Source organism: Symbiopectobacterium sp. (assembly GCF_051710365.1).
Lineage (GTDB): Bacteria > Pseudomonadota > Gammaproteobacteria > Enterobacterales > Enterobacteriaceae > Symbiopectobacterium.
Window position 1 is genome coordinate 1 of the sequence record NZ_JBPETA010000014.1, and the last position, 20645, is coordinate 20645.

Here is a 20645-nt window from a genome sequence, read left to right on the forward strand (position 1 = left end):
CCTTGTTATAGGAGGGCCAGTTAGTGATTTTAAAATTTTGTTTTGCCATGGAGACCTGATTTTGAAACAACTATGGTGATCTGTTCCGATGATTACCCAAACTTTCTATTTATTCAACAAAGCCATTGAGATGTCATTGCCAGCATACATCACAACTCAAAGGTCCTTGTCACATAATAACATTTTGAGCGGTGATTACTCTACTTATCAATACCCGAATGCACATGCTTGCGCAGGTTTACCATCACAGTAATTCATCCAGACGCTTCGCATCATTTGCTCAAAGTACAGTGAGGGCGACCCGCCTTGTTTTTCAATCGCCTTGAAGCGAGGCCGTAAGGCCTGCCGGCATTGATTCAGTTCATCAAGCCGAGTTGACCAGCTAATGGCTTGCTCGATGTATTCTTGCTTTGAAGAAGCGACAAATCCGTCTAAGCCCAGTGCGTTTAATGCAGCAACACCTTGCCATGTATGGTAGTTTTCACCCGTCAACATGAGTGTCGGCACCCCCATCCAAAGCGCATAGTTGGCAGTTGTCCCTCCAGAGTAAGGGTAAGTATCAAGCAATAAATCAATTTCATGATGTAATGCCAGATACTCACTTAACGACAGCCTTTCATGAAAAACAAGTTGAGATGATGCTATTCCATAGCTATCAAATTTAGCGCGCAAAATGGCAATGTCTTGTTTACCGGAGAGACCTGCGATAATCATTCGACTATCGGGCACCGACTTGAGTATTTGGGCCCATGCATCGCAAATATAATCGTTAAGTTTTTGTATACGATTCATGCTAGCAAACGTGAATCCCCCACGTTTTATAGCAGGTAATTCGTTCACTTCAGGGCTATTGTCCACACTTTTAAATTGAAGTTCGCTACGCAGATAAACCAGCTTTTCCACAAATTGTTGTTGGAAGTTTTTCGTTCCCGGAGCCAAATTAAAAATAAGGAAATAGTCCATTGCTGACATTCCTGTGGTGCCAGGACAACCAATCCAGCTTATCTGTATGGGAGCAGGTTTAAACGCAAACATAGACAAGCGATTACGCGCAGTATGACCAGAAAGATCAAACAGAATATCAATCTGTTCCTCATGGATTAGCTCAGCTAACTCTATATCGCTCTTGCGATACACAGCGTGCCATCCGTCAGCAGTTTGCTCAAAGGACTGCGTAACATTGTCGTACTTATTTGATGAGGCAAAGCCATAAAGCGAAAAGTGCTCCCGATTGATACTCTCCCAAATTGGCCTTAAGAAATTCGCCACTTGGTGATTCCATAGATCTCCAGAAACAAAACCGACGCGTAATTTACGCCCAGGTTCCCGTGTTCCTTTCGGGATGAAATGCCGATGATACTGTTGTGCCCGTTGCTCTACCAATACACCATACCCTCGGTGCTCTGCATAAAGTGACTCAGGCGTTTCCCGTACATCGTGTAGCAGCGTGAAAAGATAGCTGCTATATAAATCACAGTCATCAGGAGCAATAGCACGCATACGGCGAAAACAGTCCACAGCTTCACTCATCCGCCCTTGCGAGCTGAGCAGGTTGGCCAGGTTGTTTAATATGTTAGGTTCTTCTGGCGCATATTGTTCTGCTTTTCGAACGCAAAATTCAGCTTGGGCCATTTCATTGCTGTCTTTATACAAGGTGCTGAGCATATTCCATGCCCCTGCATTACGAAGATCGCAACGCAATATTTTGCGTACCAAACGCCCGGCATAGTAGTGTCGATAGCTATACCAAAAGGCATAAGCAGCATCCAGGTATACACTCCAGCTCGTAGCATGCATCGACAATGTTTTCATCAAGGCAGCTAGCCCCTCGTCATATGCACCCGTCTTTAAGTTTGTTTGCCCGAGCAGATACCAGCAATACATGTTCGATGGCATTTCTTCGACCAGCGCTTTAGCCTTGCTCCGAGCCGCCGCATAATCATTAATACTGATAAGGTCTCTAATTTGCTGTTGTACCTTTTTATCGACTGACCTAGCATCAGCCACTCGTTTACTGTGGTGAGACTTCTTCACTTTTTCTGAATCCGGGCTGATGTATCCCCCGACGCTGGTTTCACTGCAATACATGATCAATGCCCCGAGATAGCGCTCGCTCTTTGATGAACATGCTTGCAACAGTTGCTGAAAATAATGTTGCCAGGCAGGGACGCTCCCCCACAGCACGCCTGCTATACGTAGACGCTCCATGAACTCGTAGCAATCAGCTTCAAGTGGCAGGTCAGATTTCTGGCATAACAGCAGCCTCAGGTAATCTTGTTCTTGCTGAGTAAAGGTAAACGTAATCTTGTCATGCCAGAGATTGAAAGCACCGATAGCGGTATGCGCGGGTACGTTATCCCGCAATAAGGCAGCAACACAAGGTAGGAGCTGTACTGATGTCGATGAGCTACTATTATAACGCCCTTGTTCCTGGCTAAAGTGCAATCCATCGATTCCACTGCGAAAAAGCATTGTAAGCGCATCCAACACATCCTGCTGATGCTGCTTATCTTCTTTATCATATTCTGGCGCCCGGGTATTAAACACCAATTGATCAAAACTGACACTGTAGGGCCAGGCATCACTGATCACATCCATCATGTTCAGCGCTAAATCATGATTGATATGCACAACAACACCACTGCCAGAATAATGCGCATTGGCCACATGGCCTTCGTTAGTTACACCTCGCTGAAAACTCCCCGCCCAATGAAAATGCGTCAACCGCGCTAAATCAGGTGTTGGCAGAATGTCCTTTGCACGCTGTTCAGGCACTAACAAACTAAAACGATGGCTACGTCCAACAGCAAAATCCAGGTATTGCTGACCCAGCAACTTGTTATCACCCGGGCATATTGCATTATGCAGTTTCTCAACGTCACCACCATAGTATCCCGCAATCTCGGTATGAGGCAGAAGATCCCCTACATAGGCAAATCCAGCACCGGCAGCCATAGCATGAAAATCGAGTAGATAGCATGGCTCATTCAAGCCCTGAAGATACCTCAGACTCAAGGCTAAATCTGAGCTGGTTTCAGCATGTTTAACCAGCTCACGCATTGGTTCACTTAATGTATTTTTTGCAGCCAGTCCCAGAGACATGAAAGTTAGCATCGCACGAGCACTATCAAGTTGTTCTGTTGGCGTTTGTGCCAGGCTGCTATGCAATTGCAGCGCATCCTGCAATACTTCAACAACCTTATAGCCGGGATAAGTACTCCATGCCAGGCAAGCTATCCCTTTGGGCGTTAAATGCAGCTTAACCCACTCTAATAGCGCCGAGCGCATTGCATTATTGATCGTAGAGAAATGACCATGAATGATGATGTAATCAAATTCCCCCAAATCACTGTTTAATAATTCATCAATTCCCGCGGTCGCCAACTGAAGATTTGGCACTGACATTGTGCGTAATGCATGTTGTCCTTGGCTAATCAGCGCATCATCCAGATCAATACCAACCGCCTGACTCTTTTCATAAGCAAGTACAAACGGCAGTATGTTATCCCCTGCACCACAGCACAGTTCAAGTACTCTGGCTTTTTCTACTGCAGGCGTATGGATACCGTATAAATAGGCCGCCGCCTTGATATGTACCGGCGATGCATATGACGTTTCAATTTGTGGGCGATGCACTGTTTCATCAGCAACATTAACAAGGTCAACAGAATTATCTTGCATATTAAGCGGATATCCTTAATTCATTAGTCCAATCGCTTTACGGTGGCATAGCTGCTCAATAGCAACTATTGATCCGCTGAGTAAGGGTGCCCGACTGAAAAACTCTCAGGTTCCAGCCCTAAACAATAACGCCGCCAACATTCACGCCACATCTGCCCCACGCAGTCTGAAACCGATACCTTACCAGCACCATCGCTAGCCGCTTTTACACGATCGCGCAGGCTAAGACGAATGGCATTGAGTTCGTTAGTTTTACTCGACCAAAGCACAGCTTTTTCGATGAATTCGTCTTTACTGTACCCAATAAACGCCGACAATCCGCAAGACTGCATAATGGATGCCCCCTGACGTGACACCAGTGTCTCACCCGCCAGTGAAATGGTTGGCACCCCCATCCATACAGCATGATTTGTGACAGTGCCGCCGCTAAATGGGAAGGTATCTAACAACAAATCGACGTCGTTATGCGCCTGAAAATAATGTTCTAAACTCATGTTTTCAAATAGTTTAACTCGATTGATATCAATACCTCGGCGGTGCAAATTCTCAAGAATGTGAGCCCAAATAGCACTCGGCATGTTGCCAATGCGCATTCTTGACGTTGGAACGCGTTTTAATATCTCCGCCCACGCATCTAACACATCATCATTGATCTTATTCGGGCGGTTGAAACTGCCAAAGGTGAAATAGCCGTTCTTAAGTGCGGGCAATGGGTTGACAGGTATCGTGGCTTCCTTGTTGTCAAAACTATTCGGCAGAGAAAGGTAGATCAATTTTTCCGTAAATTGCGCCTCAATCACGGGATCTTTCGCCACAGGGAAAATAGTCGCGTAATAATCCATTACAGGCAATCCCGTGGTAGCATGATAACCAACCCAAGAAATTTGTATCGGCGCGGGTTTTAACGCAAAGGTACTTAACCGGTTGTACCCGGTATGCCCAGAAAGATCGATCAATATATCAATCTTATCCGTCTTTATCATCTCGGCTAATTCAATTGGGTTGACATGTTGAATATCTCGCCAGGCATCTGCGGTTGCTTCGAAGTGATCCGTACCCGCATTGCGCAAATAGGAGGGGCTGTTGTTGTAGCAGTATAATTCAAACTGTTTCCGATCTAACTTATCCCAAATCGGTGTGAAAAAAAAGCCCACTGGATGCCAATCTCTAAGGTCACCAGATACAAAACCGATACGCAGTTTCCTATCGAAAGATTTGTCGAGAGGTCGATAACCTTCGAACGTCTGATGCGCGGCCCATGCCATTTCTCCTTTGGCATAGGCCAAATGACAATCCATAAGCTCTTGGGCAGTCGCATTTTTACTGTGAGAAAGAATAAATGCCAATTGGCTGTAGACATAGTAATCAGAAATCGGATCTCTTATCGCTTTACGTAGAAACGCAATTCCCTCATCGGTCTTTGCCTGTTCGCAAAGGCATCCCCCCAATAGACCAACGATTTGCTGACTATTCGGCACTAATGCTATCGCCTGTCGTGCACAGTATTCGGCATGATCTAATGTTTTACTCTCTTTATGTAAGAGTCCAAGCAAAAACCAATCTGGAGAGCTTTTCCGGTTACAGCGCAAAATTGCACGGGCTAACCGCCCTGCAGTCCAAAACACTCGGTGTTGGTAGAGCGCCATCGCCAACTCTGAGTAAACAAATAAACTCGTTGAGTTATAAGATAATATACGCGTTAGCATCAGTGCAGTTGATGCATCATCCGCAACCCGCCGATAAAATCGTGATAAATAATAACAACCATTTATCGTTTTCAGAAGTCGCTCTCGTTCATGCTCTACAAGCGCGATCGCTTTTTCATTTTTACTTTTAATCAGAAGACTATTGATTTCAACAACCAACTCACCATCTATCGAGTCTTCATCCTGATTCGCAGCGTTTGTGTCTGTTTCATTGGCCAGAAGTTCAAAAGTGCGAGTATAGAATCCCCCTGCCGAAACATCGCTGGAGAACAGTAATAACGCACAAGGTACTCGATTAAGATCAACCAATTCTGCATTGCGCGCGACCTGCTGATAATAGCGTTTCCAGCCCAGTGCAGATGCGTTTAACACACCTTTATGGTGTAGGTTGTCAACCAACGTTCGGTTGGTTGCTGTAAGGGTTAAGCTTGGAAGTAACAGTTGTTCACGTTCTTCTTCCGTAAGCCCCACCACTTCTTGCCACAGATTAATGACAGACAGCGATCCTGGCGCACTCTGCAACTGGAGCTTAACACTCTCGCTAGCTGCAACATGGTGCTCATTGCACAAACTGTGGCGATCTTTGTCCAACTGAAAATGGAGGCTTGAGATGCCTTTATTCAGCAACGCTTTCAGTGCATTAATTATTTTCTTCTCAAGATCGGCCGAAAAAGGTGATTCTGGATCATCATCTGGCAATCGACAATGAAAGACGAGCTGGTCAAAGCTGACACTATACGGCCAAGCATCTCCGAGGGTGTCAAGGATACACATCGTCAGAATATTGTCTGTAGAAACAGCGACACCATCATGACTGGCGAGCGAGTTATGAATAACACGAAGATCGGAAGTCTGACGGCGGAACCCTCCAGCCCAACGCATATCCGCCAATCGGGAATAATCAATCTGCTCAGATACTTCTGGAGCCCTACTCTGCAATACCAATAAACTAAAACGCTGACTACGATTTACTGCAATATCCAAATATTGCTGACCCATCACCTTTCCACATCCAAAGGCGATATTCTGCCACCGCTCATCTAACGCTTTGTTGTAAAAATCGGGCGTTTCTGTTTCAGGCCTCACATCACCCACGTAGGCCAAACCGCAATTTTCGATACGGTTATTAAATTCGACTAAATAACTGGATTCGTTTTTGCTTTCCAGAAAATAGTGTGTGAATAAATCGTCTGACAGTGCATTCGCTTTCTTCAGAGGTAAGTCAAGACGGCTTTCGGTAGCAGCTGACATCGGGGATACCTGGTTAAGCCAAGACAACATCGCTTTTCCCTGCTCGACTTGCTCGGTAAAATTTTCCCTCCGACAACTGTGAAGTTGGATCGCATCGCGTAGTGCCTCCATGGATTTAGCTCCAGGCTGGCAAAACCAATCTAGAGCAATAATGCCTTTCGCACTCAACTTTTGTTGGAAAAACGCCAGCAAGAGATCGGTCACTTCATTGGCAAGCAGAGAAAAACTCCCCTGAACAATGATGTAATCAAAATTCTCCCACGAGTTGCCCAGTAATGCCTCCAGAGACAAACTGTAAAGATGTAGGTTGGTCGGCAACAGGATATCTGCATTTTTCTGTTTTTCAGGGAGAGACTCTGATGCTAATTCAACCCCAACGATCTGCGCAGAAGGGTAAGCGGTGGCAAAAGGCAGTAAGTTTAATCCGTCTTCACACCCAAGCACTAAAGTACGCGAATATTCAGCTGGCACAGTGTCAATGCAGTACAGCCACGAAACAGCCCGAATATGTTCAACCGAACCATAGACTCGTTCCATTGGGGTTGGAACAATGTCCTCAGCCGTGGTGTTCTTTGCGTCACTATTGTTCTTGTTGTCCAACTTACTGTCTAAAGCCGCCATTTGACCAACTCCCAATTAAACCTATCTGTAGACTATCAACCTTGATACACACACAATCCAGCAAGGACGTTATTCTTCTAGCCGTTTATCCGGCACTAACGTAAAAAAATAAAAACTTGTGCTTTAAAACAAAAAAAGCCAGCCCGGAGGCTGGCTTTGAAAACTGAGTATAGCAATTAACGCAGCAGAGACAGAACAGTCTGCGGAACCTGGTTGGCGTTTGCCAATACAGCAGTACCAGCCTGTTGCAAAATCTGGTTTTTGCTCATGTTAGACACTTCGGTCGCCACATCAGCATCTTCAATACGACTACGTGCAGCAGTCAGGTTAGTTACGGTGTTGTTCAGGTTAGTGATGGTAGATTCGAAACGGTTCTGAATCGCACCCAGATCACTACGTTGAGTATCAACGGCTTTCAGTGCAGCGTCCACATCAGCCAATACGGTAGTATCCAGAACGTCAACACCTTTCGCGCCAACTTGACGTTGACCATCAGCAGTACCGGTACCGGAAACAGTAATCTGGCCACCAGAAGCAGCGGCAGAACCAGCAGAATCAAATTTGTTCCAGCCAGAGTTGCCTTTCAGGGTGATACTGATAGTTTCGCTATCGTTAGCACCGACCTGGATGGAAATAGAAGTATCAGCGCTGGTTTTGGACAGCACTTTGATACCGTTGAACTGAGTCTGAGAAGCAACGCGGTCAATTTCTTCCAAACGTTGGTTAACTTCAGACTGGATGGAGTCGATGTCAGATGCAGAGTTAGTACCATTCTGTGCCTGAACAGACAGTTCACGGATACGTTGCAAGTTGTTGTTGATTTCGTTCAGAGAACCTTCAGCAGTCTGCGCGATTGAGATACCGTCGTTCGCGTTACGAGCAGCCTGAGTCAGACCTTTGATGTTTGCGGTGAAACGGTTAGCAATCGCCTGACCAGCAGCATCATCTTTAGCGCTGTTGATGCGATAGCCTGAAGACAGACGTTCAATAGTTGTCCCCAGTGCGGAATGAGATTTATTCAGGTTATTTTGTGCTACCAGCGACAGGCTGTTAGTGTTGATCACTGCCATAGTTGTATTCCTTTTTCAATTCAAGTCAGTTAGGAGGACAGCGTCTGCCGCCCACGGTTTCATCACCGTCCTACCTGATATCGGCACTCCTTTCAGAAGCTTTAATGATTTTTTAAAATTTCCTTCGAAGTGGATTACTGATTAAAATACGCTGTAGCGGATGCCATCGTGCCATCTCAGTTCTGCTGAAAGATTATACTAAACTTTGTTCATTATTTGCCGATAAGCTTCTAAAGGCATTAACTTATTCATAAGGAATTACCATGGCAAGCATCAGCTTCACAGGTTACACCAGCGGAATGGGCAATATTCTTTCGCAATTAACAACCAATGAACAGACTCGCTTAACCCCGATAAAGGCACAACAAACGCTTTACGAAAACCGAGATAAAGCCTTTGACACCCTTAAGAGTGCACTAGAAAAGCTGAACACTGCCGCAGAAGCATTGACCAAAGCAAGCAGTATCAATAAAACCAGTGTCAGCAGCACCAATACCGCTTTCACAGCAACAACGGATAGCAAAGCAACTAACGGCAATTACAGTGTAGAAGTGAAGACACTTGCTACCGCGCAATCCTTGATCTCGGGTGAATTTGCCAGCAATACAGCACAGCAGGGATCAGCGACAGAAAACAATACCCGGACCCTGACTATCAGCCAGCCAGGTCAGGATAAACCACTTGAAATCAAACTGACCGATGACCAGACATCATTAGTGGGCATCCGTGATGCAATTAATAAGGCTAATGGCAATGTTGGTGCGAGTATCATCAAAGTGGATGACGATACTTATTATTTGTCTATCACGGCCAAAGACACTGGCACCGATGCTAAGATGACTATCAGCGTCACCGGTGATGACACGCTGAATAGCAAATTGAATTATACCTCCGATACAGGTGCTGGCAGTGGTGCAATGACGCAGCAGACTGCCGCGCAAAATGCGTCAATAAAGCTTAATGGCATGACGATTGAGCGCCAAAGTAACACGATTTCTGATGCTATTGATGGCGTTACATTAACATTGAAATCCCAAACAGCGACGAATTCATCAGAGACATTATCAATCGCCAGTGATATTGCGCCGATGAAGACAGCCGTTCAAAATTACGTCGATGCGTACAATGCACTGCAGACTACAATTGGTACTTTGACCAAATACACAGAGGTAGATCCTGGTTCTGATGCACAAAGCACCAGTAACGGCGTATTGCTTGGTAACAGCACTGTCCGTGGTATCCAGACCTCACTGAAAACACAAATCTCCTCCGCTCAGAGCGGTATGGATATCAGTACGCTCAATGAAATGTGCGTTAAACAAAACCCCAAAACCGGCATGCTTGAGATTGATAGCGATAAGCTAACAACTGCACTGACAGATAATTCCAGTCAGGTATTAGATTTCTTCGTTGGCGACGGAAAAACCACCGGCTACGCTACGCAAGTCACTAATTATTTAGACAACGTTCTTGATTCCAGCAAAGGGGCAATCCAAACCGCTAAAGACAGTATTGCAGCGACGCTGAAAACCATTAAAAAAACCTACGATCGCACTCAGCAAAGTATCGAAGATACCATTGCGCGCTATAAAGCGCAGTTTGCCCAGTTGGATACGTTGGTTTCTAAAATGGATAGCACCAGCGATTATCTGACAAGACAATTCGCTGCCTTAAACAAACGTAGTTAATGGAGAAAGCCACTGATGTACAGCAGAAATGGCAGCCAGGCCTATGCCCAAGTTGGCCTGGAAAGCAGTGTGATGAGCGCCAGCCCACATCAGCTCATTGTTCTGCTTTTTGACGGTGCGCGCAGTGCGTTGGTCCGTGCGCGGATTTTATTACAGCAGAATGATATTGTTGGTAAAGGCTACGCTTTATCCAAAGCTATCGATATCATCACGAATGGCCTTAAAGCGGGCTTAGACATAGAAAAAGGCGGTGAGTTGGCAGAGAACCTTGCCGCCCTTTATGATTACATGGTTCAACGTTTGATGATTGCTAACTTGCATAATGATGCAAAAGTTATCGACGAAGTTGAAACATTGCTTAATAGCATCTCTGATGCCTGGCGCCAGATTGGCCCTACACCGCAAACGGTACAGAGCGGAGCAGCATAAATGACAACGCCTTCGCAACTGCTTAAGGATTATCAGCAGCTTCAGCTACTGAGCCGACATATATTGGCTCTGGCTAACAACGGCGCATGGGATGAAGTGGTCGAACAAGAGATTATATACATTCAGTCGGTGGAGAATCTGAGCAAGATGCCGATTCCCGATAATCTGGACAGTGTAATGCAGTTGCAATTTCGCAAAATTTTGCGAGAAATCGTAGAAAGTGAAGCGCAAATAAAAGAGTTACTGCAAAAACGCATGGATGAGATGAGTTCATTAATGCAAACATTAGTTAAGCAGCATAGTGTCAATGCCGCCTATGGTGAATTCTCGCCCCAAGGTGTTATTCCTGGCAATATTAATCCTCAAGAGTGACGGTGCTAGGGCAATTTGCCGCGTGCAAGAAAAAACCATTCTGACGTCGTTGGAATGGTTTTTTCTTGCACTGAAGCTTACCAACTCGGTTTCGCCAGATACTGACTCAGACGGAAAGGCTCATCATTTCCTGATAAGCAGCAACCAACTTGTTACGTACCTGGATACCCATTTGCATATTGATTGAGGATTTCTGTAAATCCACCATCACATCATTCAATTCAACGCCCGGTGTACCCAAGGTGAACTTTTGCGCTTGCTCACGTGCGGCTTGTTGAGTTCCACTAATGTTATCCAATGCAGACTTTAGCTCACTCGCAAAACCAGGCTCGATAGTCGGTTTAACGCCAGGATTGTTCCCCGCTTGTAACGCGGTAGCCTGCAATTGCTGCACTACGCTCTCGATACCTTGAACTGACATTGTCTCTCACCTTTTCCGACAGGAATGCCCCACAACAGCGCCATCTTTCGCAAATGATTTCGTGACAAGGAGCTTATTGCTCCACTTTGCTATCGCACAAAAATCACCCGATTAACACAGTGCACTAAAATACCATATCAGTCTTATCCTAAAAGACGTAAAAGACGGGGAAAATGCCACCTTATCGGAGCATCGTTTTTGCCGTTACGGAAAATAATACTATGCTGACAACAAAAGTAGGTGCACGTATTAACGATTGCGCAATCAGGGAGTGCTGTTTTGTTACGTACCAACGTTAATTTTATCGCTCAACAACCAAGCAGAGAACGAGTATGAACGCCGCAACCGGTTTTATGTCCGGTGGAAAAGGGTTTGGCGAGATACTCAACCGCTTGCGCGCCAATCCTAAAATTCCCCTGTTAGTTGCGGCGGCCGCTGCAATTGCAATTGTTGTCGCTATGGTACTATGGGCAAAAGGCCCTGATTACCGGGTGCTCTACAATAACGTCAATGACCGTGATGGTGGAGCCATTGTCAGCGAACTGACAAAAATGAATATCCCTTACCGATTTGCTGAAGGTGGCAGTGCAATCCTGATCCCCTCAACAAACGTGTATGAAACCCGTTTACGCCTAGCTCAACTGGGACTTCCCAAAGGAGGGGCGGTTGGTTTTGAATTGCTCGATCAGGAAAAGTTTGGTATCAGCCAATTTAGCGAGCAGATCAACTATCAGCGGGCGCTAGAAGGCGAACTGTCACGCACCATTGAAACGCTCGGACCAGTGCAAACAGCACGAGTGCATCTGGCGATACCTAAGCCCTCACTGTTCGTTCGCGAACAGAAGGCACCCTCTGCGTCCGTAACGTTGAACTTGCAACCGGGCCGTGCCTTGGATGAAGGGCAAATCAACTCCATCGTCTACATGATTTCAAGCAGCGTGTCCGGCTTGCCCCCCGATAACGTCACCGTTGTAGACCAGATGGGCCGCCTGCTCACCTCCGCGGGTGCCGCTGGACGCGATATAAATGCGACACAGCTGAAATATGTGACAGAAATCGAGTCTATGTATCAGCGCCGTATTGAAGCCATTATTGCCCCTATTGTCGGCGGCGGTAACGTGCATGCACAAGTGACAGCACAAGTCGACTTTTCCGCACGTGAACAAACCGATGAACAATACCAGCCCAACTCTGCATCAAATCAAGCAGCTATTCGATCACAACAAACCAGTCAAAGTGAGCAACGTGGTGGACCCAACGTGGGGGGCGTCCCTGGTGCATTATCTAACCAGCCGGCACCGGCACCCACAGCGCCTATAGCAACACCGGCAAATAACGCCGCTAATGCTAACAACGCGAACCAAAATCAAAACAATAACCAGAACCCGCAGCAGGCCAATCAGCAGAATCAAAATGCAGCTACGGGCGCGCAAGGTAATTCGGTTATACAAACGTCAAACTCACGTAATGATGCAACAACAAACTACGAAGTTGATAAGACAATTCTGCATACCAAACACAGCACCGGAGGCATTAAACGTCTTTCTGTTGCCGTTATAGTCAACTATCTGCCACCAGTGGAAGACGGTAAGCCCATCGCCTTGTCGGAAGAGCAGATAAAGCAAATTGACACCGTTGCGCGCGAAGCCATGGGTTTTTCAACAGAGCGTGGTGACTCATTAAACGTTGTCAACACACCGTTTATGTCTACCAGTGATGCTGCCAGCGAACTCCCCTTCTGGCAGAAACAGGCCTTCTTCGAGCTGATGGTTGAAGTCGGACGGTGGCTTCTGGTTCTTCTTGTCGCTTGGATCGTTTGGCGTAAGCTGGTCAGACCGCAATTCAAGAAACGTGAAGAACAGCTGGCTGCGGCTAATGCAGCGGCACAAATGCGCGACAATTCTAACGATGTCATAGTTAAGCTGAGCAAAGACGAAGAAGAACTGCAACGTCGCTCACAACAGCGCATCAACACCGAGTTGCAAAGCCAGCTTGTACGCGATCTGGCAGAAAACGATCCGCGCGTCGTCGCCCTGGTGATTCGCCAATGGATGAGTACTGAGCTATGAGTATGACAGGCACAGAAAAGAGCGCCATCTTGTTGATGACCGTGGGCGAAGATCGCGCAGCAGAGGTATTTACCCACCTCTCAACGCGTGAAGTGCAGCATTTGAGTACGGCAATGGCGAATCTGCGCCAAGTCTCGCCGCAACAGTTGGCAGAAGTACTCAAAGAGTTCGAGATGGAAGCAGAACAATACGCCGCATTGAGCGTCAATGCCGGTGATTATCTGCGCTCGGTGCTGGTGAAAGCGCTGGGCGAAGAGCGCGCATCCAGCCTGTTGGAGGATATTCTTGAAAGCCGCGAAACAAGCGTCGGTATCGAAACCCTCAACTTTATGGAGCCGCAAACTGCCGCGGATATTATTCGCGACGAGCACCCACAAATTATTGCAACCATCCTGGTGCATTTAAAACGGGCGCAGGCTGCGGATATTCTGGCACTGTTTGATGAGCGGTTGCGTAACGATGTCATGCTGCGTATTGCCACCTTCGGCGGCGTTCAACCTTCAGCGTTGGCAGAACTGACCGAAGTGTTGAATGGCTTGCTGGATGGTCAGAACGTAAAACGCAGCAAAATGGGTGGTGTTCGTACTGCGGCCGAGATTATCAACCTGATGAAGAGCCAGCAGGAAGAGGCAGTTATCGATGCTGTGCGCGAGTTCGATGGCGAACTGGCACAAAAAATCATCGACGAAATGTTCCTGTTCGAAAACCTTATCGATGTGGACGATCGCAGTATCCAGCGCCTGTTGCAAGAAGTGGAATCCGAATCGCTGCTGTTGGCACTGAAAGGCTCCGACGAGCCGTTGCGCGAGAAGTTCCTGCGCAATATGTCGCAGCGTGCTGCAGAAATTCTGCGCGACGACCTCTCGACCCGCGGCCCGGTTCGCATGTCTCAAGTGGAAAACGAACAGAAAGCCATCCTGCTTATTGTGCGTCGTCTGGCCGACAGCGGCGAGATGATCATCGGTGGCGGCGAGGATGCTTATGTCTGATGCCGCTGACAACATGGCCTGGAAGCCCTGGAAGCTGAAAGACTTGGCATCCCCGTTTGATGTCGAGCCTGAACCGGAAATCGACGTTGTCGAACCGGAAGAAGCAGCACCAGAGTCGGTGGATCAATTCCGCTCGTTTGAGGCGGAACTGGAAAGTATGCGTGAGCAGACCATGCGGCAGGCGCGCGAAGCAGGCTTTGCCGAGGGACGCCAACAAGGCTATGACGCAGGGTATCAGGAAGGGCTGACTGCTGGTACGCAAGATGCCTTGCTGCAACAGCAGCCGATGATTGAGCATATGCAGCAGTTGGTGAGTGCGTTCCAGCAGACATTGGATGCTATGGACAGCGCTATTCCAGCGCGCTTGACGCAATTAGCCTTGACCGTTGCGAAACAGATTATTGGTCAGGCACCGCTGTGCGATGGCACCGCGTTGCAGCATCAGATTCAACAATTGATCCAGCAGGAGCCGCTGTTCAGTGGGAAAGCGCAATTACGGGTCAACCCCAGCGATCTCGAGCGCGTAGAAGCAGCGCTTGGACCCACGCTGGAACAGCACGGCTGGCGATTGCTCGCCGACGGTCAACTGCATCCAGGCGGATGCAAAGTGAGCGCAGAGGAAGGCGATCTCGATGCCAGCCTCGCCACGCGCTGGCATGAGCTATGCCGATTGGCCGCGCCGGGAGAGTTATGATGACCCATCACCTCGCACGTTGGTTTGCCGAATTGGACGCTTTCGAAAAGCGCATCAAAGAGACACCGTCCGTGCGTCGTTACGGGCGTTTAAAGCGTGCGACCGGGTTGGTGCTGGAAGCTACAGGACTACAAATGCCCTTGGGCGCCACCTGCCTGATTGAACGCCACATGGGCACTAAAACGGATGAAGTTGAGTGCGAGGTAGTTGGCTTTAACGGTCAGAGCCTGTTCCTGATGCCACTGGAAGAAATGGAAGGCATCACACCGGGTGCGAGAGTCTATGCCCGTGTCGCGACGCAGGGTGTGGTGCAAGGGAAGCAATTGCCTTTAGGGCCCGAGTTGCTTGGTCGCGTTCTTGATGGCAGCGCTAAACCGCTTGATGGCTTACCACCCCCGGAAACCGGCTATCGCGCATCGCTGATGACTACGCCTTTTAACCCTCTACAGCGTACACCGATTGAAGATGTACTGGACGTGGGTGTACGCGCCATCAACGCACTGTTAACCGTGGGCCGTGGCCAACGTATGGGCTTGTTTGCCGGTTCCGGTGTCGGTAAAAGCGTACTGCTGGGTATGATGGCACGCTATACCAAAGCAGACGTTATCGTCGTCGGATTGATCGGCGAACGCAGTCGCGAAGTGAAAGATTTTATTGAAAACATACTGGGTGACGAAGGGCGAGCGCGTTCAGTGGTCATCGCCGCGCCTGCGGACGTCTCTCCCCTGCTGCGTATGCAGGGAGCCGCTTATGCAACGCGTATTGCTGAAGATTTTCGCGATCGCGGCCAGCACGTATTGCTGATCATGGATTCTCTGACACGTTATGCCATGGCACAGCGTGAAATTGCGTTGGCTATCGGTGAGCCACCGACCACCAAAGGCTATCCACCGTCGGTGTTCGCCAAACTCCCTGCGCTGGTTGAACGTGCGGGTAATGGTATTCACGGCGGCGGATCGATTACCGCGTTCTATACGGTGCTGACCGAAGGTGATGACCAGCAGGACCCGATTGCGGACTCCGCGCGTGCTATTCTGGATGGACATATTGTCCTGTCGCGCCAGTTGGCCGAATCCGGTCACTATCCGGCCATTGATATTGAAGCGTCAATCAGCCGCGCCATGACCGCGCTAATTGATGAGAAGCACTACGCCTCGGTAAGGTTGTTTAAGCAGTTACTCTCCAGTTACCAACGTAACCGGGACTTGATAAACGTGGGGGCTTACGCGCCGGGCAGCGATCCGACGCTTGACCAGGCCATTCGCCTCTACCCACAGCTTCAGGATTTTTTGCAGCAAGGCATGTTTGAACGCAGTGGTTATGAAGCCTCTTGTCAGGCTTTAAACGTCATTTTTCCCCGTAGCGAGTAGGAGGACAGATGAAAACGCAGTCACCGCTGGTTACACTACGTGAATTAGCCCAAAAAGAGGTCGAAAAAGCAGCGACCCAATTGGGACAAGTGCGTAAAGCCTATCAACAAGCTGAACAACAACTGAATATTCTGTTAAGCTATCAGGAAGATTATCGCGGTAGGTTACAAGTGACGATGTCTGAGGGCATGGCCAACACCAGTTGGCAGAATTTCCAGCAATTTATTCAAACGCTGGACGTCGCTATTGATCAGCATCAGAAACAACTGCAACACTGGAATTCGCGCCTGGATCTGGCGATGAAAACCTGGCAGGAAAAACAAAAGCGCCTCAATGCGTTCGAGACGCTACAAGAAAGAGAAGATATCAGGCAGCTCGCGCACGAGAACCGCCTCGATCAAAAACGGATGGATGAATTTGCCCAACGGACCTCTCTGAGGAAAACAGATTTATGATGCTGCCAATCGTTACCACAACAGCAAGCACCGGCGTCAGTGACACCGCAGGATCGGCTTCGGGGTTGCCTACAACGGATCAACTGCCTCAGGATTTCATTCAACTGTTATCTCTGCACCTGCCGAAAAAAGCGGCCACCACCGCCGTGCCATCTGAAAACACCGCGGCGCTGAGCGGAAAAGACAGCAAACAAAAGCTGTTGGATGCGTTGACAGCACAAGATATTGATTTAAGCCAGCAGGATCTGAATACCCTGCTCAACGCCGTTAACGGGCAAGACAATCTGGATGACAAAACGTTATCAGAACTGGTGACGTCATTACGCAAGTCTTTTGCTCAAGGCAAAGACACCACCCTTGAGAAGGGTAGCGCCGAGGCTTCAACAACCGACACCCAAGCAGTGCAAGCGCTGATGGCGATGTTATCGCCAGTAGTAACACCTGCCGCTGCGCCGCAAAGTGGCGAGATGTCGTCTTTGCTTCAGGCAGCACAGTCGCTGTCAATACCTGGTCTGAATCAGTCAGCACAGCAAAATACCGCTGATGGCGCAACCGCGTCTGCATCCTTGTTTGGTACACTCGCCGCGCGCGATGCGCTGACTAGCGGGAGTGATACGCTGTCAACAGCAGCATCCAATGCCAAGAACAGCCGTGCAACATCAAACGATGCGTCGCGCGTCCAGGCACAGGTTGATGACAGCAGCGCCATGCAGGATAAATCGGCAGTTGTGGCCCACACCATCGCCGATGTAACCAAACAGGATAGCAATGGCAGCCAAATACCGTTGACCGCACATACGGCTCCGGTGAATCTGGCACCCAATGCACAGACCTCAATGACGAACAACATTTCACAACCGGGTGCGACCGCGCAGTTAAATGCGCAATTAGGCACAACCCAGTGGCAGGACTCTCTTGGTCAGCAAATCATCATGCTCAGCCGCAAAGGGCAGCAAAGCGTACAATTACGGTTGCACCCTGAAGAGCTGGGCACATTGCATATTTCGCTGCGACTGGATGATAATCAGGCTCAAATCCATTTAGCATCGGCAAACAGTCAGGTGCGTAGTGTCCTTGAAGCTGCTTTACCTCACCTGCGTACAGCCATGGCAGAAAGCGGTATTAACCTCGGCCAAAGCAGCGTAGCGAGTGATAATAGCGGTTGGCAACAGGCCCAACAGAAAATGGCGGGCAATAACAACGATACCGGTGATAACAACGCATCTTATCGGCAGCAATTTGCGTCTTCCGCACCCTATGGCGATGAAGTAAGCGAAATTGATATGTCAAGCACAGTCCGCACAAGACCAGTGAGCGGTGTCGATATTTTTGCATAAACATTAGGTAAACGAACAAGTTAGCGCGATTTTTCTGGTTTATTCCTTGTATTGAATGGACGAATAGACCGGATAATCATTAACATCATATATTCATTTAGTGCTGCTCTATATTGGCATTAGATATTGATTAATAACAGGAATTCTCTTTGGCTATGTCTGACATGCAAGCTGGTTCACGGCGTAAGCGATCTATCTGGGTGATACTGCTTATTATCATTGCGCTGGCGGCAACAGGAGCTGCGGGCGTAGCATGGTGGATCTTGTACCACAAGTCCTCTTCCGCTGAGCAGCAAGTGGCACCACCGCCTCCAGCGCCCGTATTTATGCCGTTGGACACGTTCACTGTCAATTTGGTCAATGCTGACAATAACCCCGACCGGGTACTTTATGTCGGTTTCACATTGCGTCTGTCAGACGAAGAAACCAGAACACGCTTGACGAATTATCTCCCTGAGGTGCGTAGCCGCTTGTTATTGCTGTTGTCGCGTCAGGATGCCATCTCGTTGGCAAATGAGCAGGGTAAGCAGAAGCTGATTGAACAAATCAAGCAGGTGCTTAGCCCCCCACTTGTCCCCGGACAGCCGAATCAGGTCGTTACTGACGTGTTATTCACTGCCTTTATTTTGCGGTAATCTTTATGGGCGATAGCATTCTCTCTCAAGCAGAAATTGACGCATTGCTCAACGGCGGCAGCAGCGATGATGCCAGCAGTGCCAACGCCACTACAAAATCGGACGGCGATGTCAAGCCTTATGATCCCAATACGCAGCGACGTGTCGTTCGTGAACGTATGCAAGCGCTGGAGATCATCAATGAACGCTTTGCACGTCAATTCCGTATGGGGTTGTTCAACCTGCTACGACGTAGCCCGGACATCACCGTTGGTGCAATTAAAATACAGCCTTACCATGAGTTTGCGCGCAACCTGCCGGTGCCGTCGAACCTTAACCTGATCCACCTGAAACCGTTGCGTGGCACGGCGCTGTTCGTGTTTTCGCCAAGTCTGGTGTTCATCGCGGTAGACAACCTGTTCGGCGGTGATGGACGTTTTCCCATCAAAGTGGAAGGACGCGAGTTCACGAACACTGAGCAACGTATCGTAAAACGCATGTTGCGTTTAGCGCTTGACGCCTATGGCGAAGCCTGGAATGCCATCTACAAACTCGACATCGAGTATGTGCGTTCTGAGATGCAGGTAAAATTCACCAACATCACGACATCACCGAACGATATTGTGGTGACTACGCCTTTTCATGTTGAAATCGGTACGCTGTTGGGTGAGTTCAGCCTTTGCATCCCCTTCTCGATGATTGAACCGTTGCGCGAAGTGCTGACCAATCCCCCCTTGGAAAACTCCCGCCAGGAAGATAAGAATTGGCGCGAAACGTTAGCCAAGCAAGTGCAACATTCTGAATTGGAGTTAGTGGCCAATTTTGTTGATATACCGCTGCGGCTTTCCAAAGTATTAAAACTTCAGCCGGGTGATGTATTGCCTATTGATAAGCCCGATCGCATCATTGCTCACGTTGATGGCGTTCCGGTACTGACCAGTCAATACGGCACGCTGAATGGGCAATATGCGTTACGCGTCGAACATTTGATTAACCCTATTTTGAATTCTCTAAATAATGAGGAACAGCCCAATGAGTGACACCAAGCAACCGTCCGACGACAAGGAATCCGTGGACGATCTGTGGGCTGATGCGTTTAACGAGCAACAAGCCGCAGAAAAACCAAGCGCAACGGACAATATCTTCAAAAGTCTGGATCCTTCCGATGCACTCGGCAGCTTGCAGGATATTGATCTTATCCTCGATATACCGGTAAAGCTGACCGTTGAACTCGGCCGCACCAAGATGACCATCAAAGAACTGCTGCGCTTAACGCAGGGTTCCGTGGTGGCGTTAGATGGGTTAGCGGGTGAACCCTTGGATATTCTGATCAACGGCTATCTGATTGCTCAGGGTGAAGTCGTGGTGGTATCGGATAAATATGGTGTACGTATTACCGATATTATTACGCCTTCTGAGCGGATGCGTCGTTTGAGTCGCTAATGGCCGATACCCAACCTCTTGCTCCTGCACCGTCGGCACCGGTCTCTCAGGCCACGACGCAGGTTACCACCGCCCCCTTCCCCGCCAGTACGCTGCTTACTCAGGTAGGCACCGTACTGGTTGGTGTTTTGATGCTCATTCTGGCGATTGCCTGGGTGGTGCGTAAGCTGGGGTTAACCCCCCCTGTCAGACAAAATAAGCTGGTCAAGGTAGTTTCAAGCTGCCAGGTCGGGCAACGCGAACGCGTTGTGGTGGTCGAAATTGAGGATACCTGGCTGGTACTGGGTGTAACGGCACAACAGATTACGCCGTTGCACACGCTGCCCGCTCAAGAAATGGATGACGCGCCTGCTGGCGAGATGGCCATACCGGCCAATTTCCGGCAATTATTACACAAAGTCATCAAACGTCCGGAAAAATCGGAATGAAAGTGCG

Annotated in this window: 17 protein-coding genes; 13 read left to right on the top strand and 4 right to left on the bottom strand. The window is 48.5% G+C overall.

The window, feature by feature from the left end:
- Positions 1–207: 207 nt before the first annotated feature.
- The 3 genes from ACTBDZ_RS02365 to ACTBDZ_RS02375 form a co-directional block, all read right to left on the bottom strand.
- Complete coding sequence (locus ACTBDZ_RS02365; protein WP_438814089.1) at positions 208–3681, bottom strand: O-linked N-acetylglucosamine transferase family protein; 3474 nt, start codon at positions 3679–3681, stop codon at positions 208–210.
- 65 nt (positions 3682–3746) lie between these two features.
- On the bottom strand, positions 3747–7259 hold the full coding sequence (locus ACTBDZ_RS02370) for an O-linked N-acetylglucosamine transferase family protein (RefSeq protein ID WP_438814090.1): 3513 nt from the start codon (positions 7257–7259) through the stop codon (positions 3747–3749).
- Between the two features lie 176 nt (positions 7260–7435).
- Positions 7436–8329: a flagellin N-terminal helical domain-containing protein gene (locus ACTBDZ_RS02375; protein ID WP_438814091.1), complete on the bottom strand. Its 894-nt coding sequence runs from the start codon at positions 8327–8329 to the stop codon at positions 7436–7438.
- 263 nt (positions 8330–8592) lie between these two features.
- Between ACTBDZ_RS02375 and fliD the strand changes: the two genes are divergently transcribed.
- The 3 genes from fliD to fliT are packed head-to-tail and all read left to right on the top strand — an operon-like array spanning position 8593 to position 10818.
- Positions 8593–10017, top strand: coding sequence for a flagellar filament capping protein FliD (fliD, locus tag ACTBDZ_RS02380; protein ID WP_438814092.1), 1425 nt, complete (start codon positions 8593–8595; stop codon positions 10015–10017).
- Between the two features lie 15 nt (positions 10018–10032).
- On the top strand, positions 10033–10446 hold the full coding sequence (fliS, locus tag ACTBDZ_RS02385) for a flagellar export chaperone FliS (protein WP_438814093.1): 414 nt from the start codon (positions 10033–10035) through the stop codon (positions 10444–10446).
- Complete coding sequence (gene fliT, locus ACTBDZ_RS02390) at positions 10447–10818, top strand: flagella biosynthesis regulatory protein FliT (protein ID WP_438814094.1); 372 nt, start codon at positions 10447–10449, stop codon at positions 10816–10818.
- A gap of 106 nt (positions 10819–10924) precedes the next feature.
- Here fliT and fliE read toward each other — a convergent pair whose 3' ends face one another.
- Positions 10925–11239: a flagellar hook-basal body complex protein FliE gene (gene fliE / locus ACTBDZ_RS02395; RefSeq protein WP_195312443.1), complete on the bottom strand. Its 315-nt coding sequence runs from the start codon at positions 11237–11239 to the stop codon at positions 10925–10927.
- Between the two features lie 332 nt (positions 11240–11571).
- Between fliE and fliF the strand changes: the two genes are divergently transcribed.
- The 10 genes from fliF to fliO all read left to right on the top strand — a co-directional run bounded on the left by fliF (position 11572) and on the right by fliO (position 20638).
- Entirely contained in the window at positions 11572–13308 is a 1737-nt protein-coding gene (fliF, locus tag ACTBDZ_RS02400; RefSeq protein WP_438814095.1) for a flagellar basal-body MS-ring/collar protein FliF, read from the top strand.
- Entirely contained in the window at positions 13305–14297 is a 993-nt protein-coding gene (gene fliG / locus ACTBDZ_RS02405) for a flagellar motor switch protein FliG (protein WP_438814096.1), read from the top strand. The genes fliF and fliG overlap by 4 nt, the downstream gene beginning before the upstream one ends.
- Positions 14290–14991 (top strand): flagellar assembly protein FliH, encoded by a 702-nt coding sequence (fliH, locus tag ACTBDZ_RS02410; RefSeq protein WP_438814097.1) that lies wholly within the window; start codon positions 14290–14292, stop codon positions 14989–14991. The genes fliG and fliH overlap by 8 nt, the downstream gene beginning before the upstream one ends.
- Positions 14991–16361 (top strand): flagellar protein export ATPase FliI, encoded by a 1371-nt coding sequence (gene fliI, locus ACTBDZ_RS02415; protein WP_438814110.1) that lies wholly within the window; start codon positions 14991–14993, stop codon positions 16359–16361. Before fliH ends, fliI begins: the two co-directional genes overlap by 1 nt.
- 8 nt (positions 16362–16369) lie before the next feature.
- Positions 16370–16816, top strand: coding sequence for a flagellar export protein FliJ (gene fliJ / locus ACTBDZ_RS02420; protein ID WP_438814098.1), 447 nt, complete (start codon positions 16370–16372; stop codon positions 16814–16816).
- On the top strand, positions 16813–18153 hold the full coding sequence (locus tag ACTBDZ_RS02425; protein ID WP_438814099.1) for a flagellar hook-length control protein FliK: 1341 nt from the start codon (positions 16813–16815) through the stop codon (positions 18151–18153). Before fliJ ends, ACTBDZ_RS02425 begins: the two co-directional genes overlap by 4 nt.
- 155 nt (positions 18154–18308) lie before the next feature.
- The gene (gene fliL, locus ACTBDZ_RS02430) at positions 18309–18788 is read left to right on the top strand and encodes a flagellar basal body-associated protein FliL (protein ID WP_222157432.1); all 480 of its coding nucleotides are present in this window, start codon (positions 18309–18311) and stop codon (positions 18786–18788) included.
- Between the two features lie 5 nt (positions 18789–18793).
- Positions 18794–19807 (top strand): flagellar motor switch protein FliM, encoded by a 1014-nt coding sequence (fliM, locus tag ACTBDZ_RS02435; protein ID WP_438814100.1) that lies wholly within the window; start codon positions 18794–18796, stop codon positions 19805–19807.
- Entirely contained in the window at positions 19800–20210 is a 411-nt protein-coding gene (gene fliN / locus ACTBDZ_RS02440; RefSeq protein WP_264643136.1) for a flagellar motor switch protein FliN, read from the top strand. The genes fliM and fliN overlap by 8 nt, the downstream gene beginning before the upstream one ends.
- The gene (fliO, locus tag ACTBDZ_RS02445; protein ID WP_438814101.1) at positions 20210–20638 is read left to right on the top strand and encodes a flagellar biosynthetic protein FliO; all 429 of its coding nucleotides are present in this window, start codon (positions 20210–20212) and stop codon (positions 20636–20638) included. Before fliN ends, fliO begins: the two co-directional genes overlap by 1 nt.
- Positions 20639–20645: the final 7 nt, after the last annotated feature.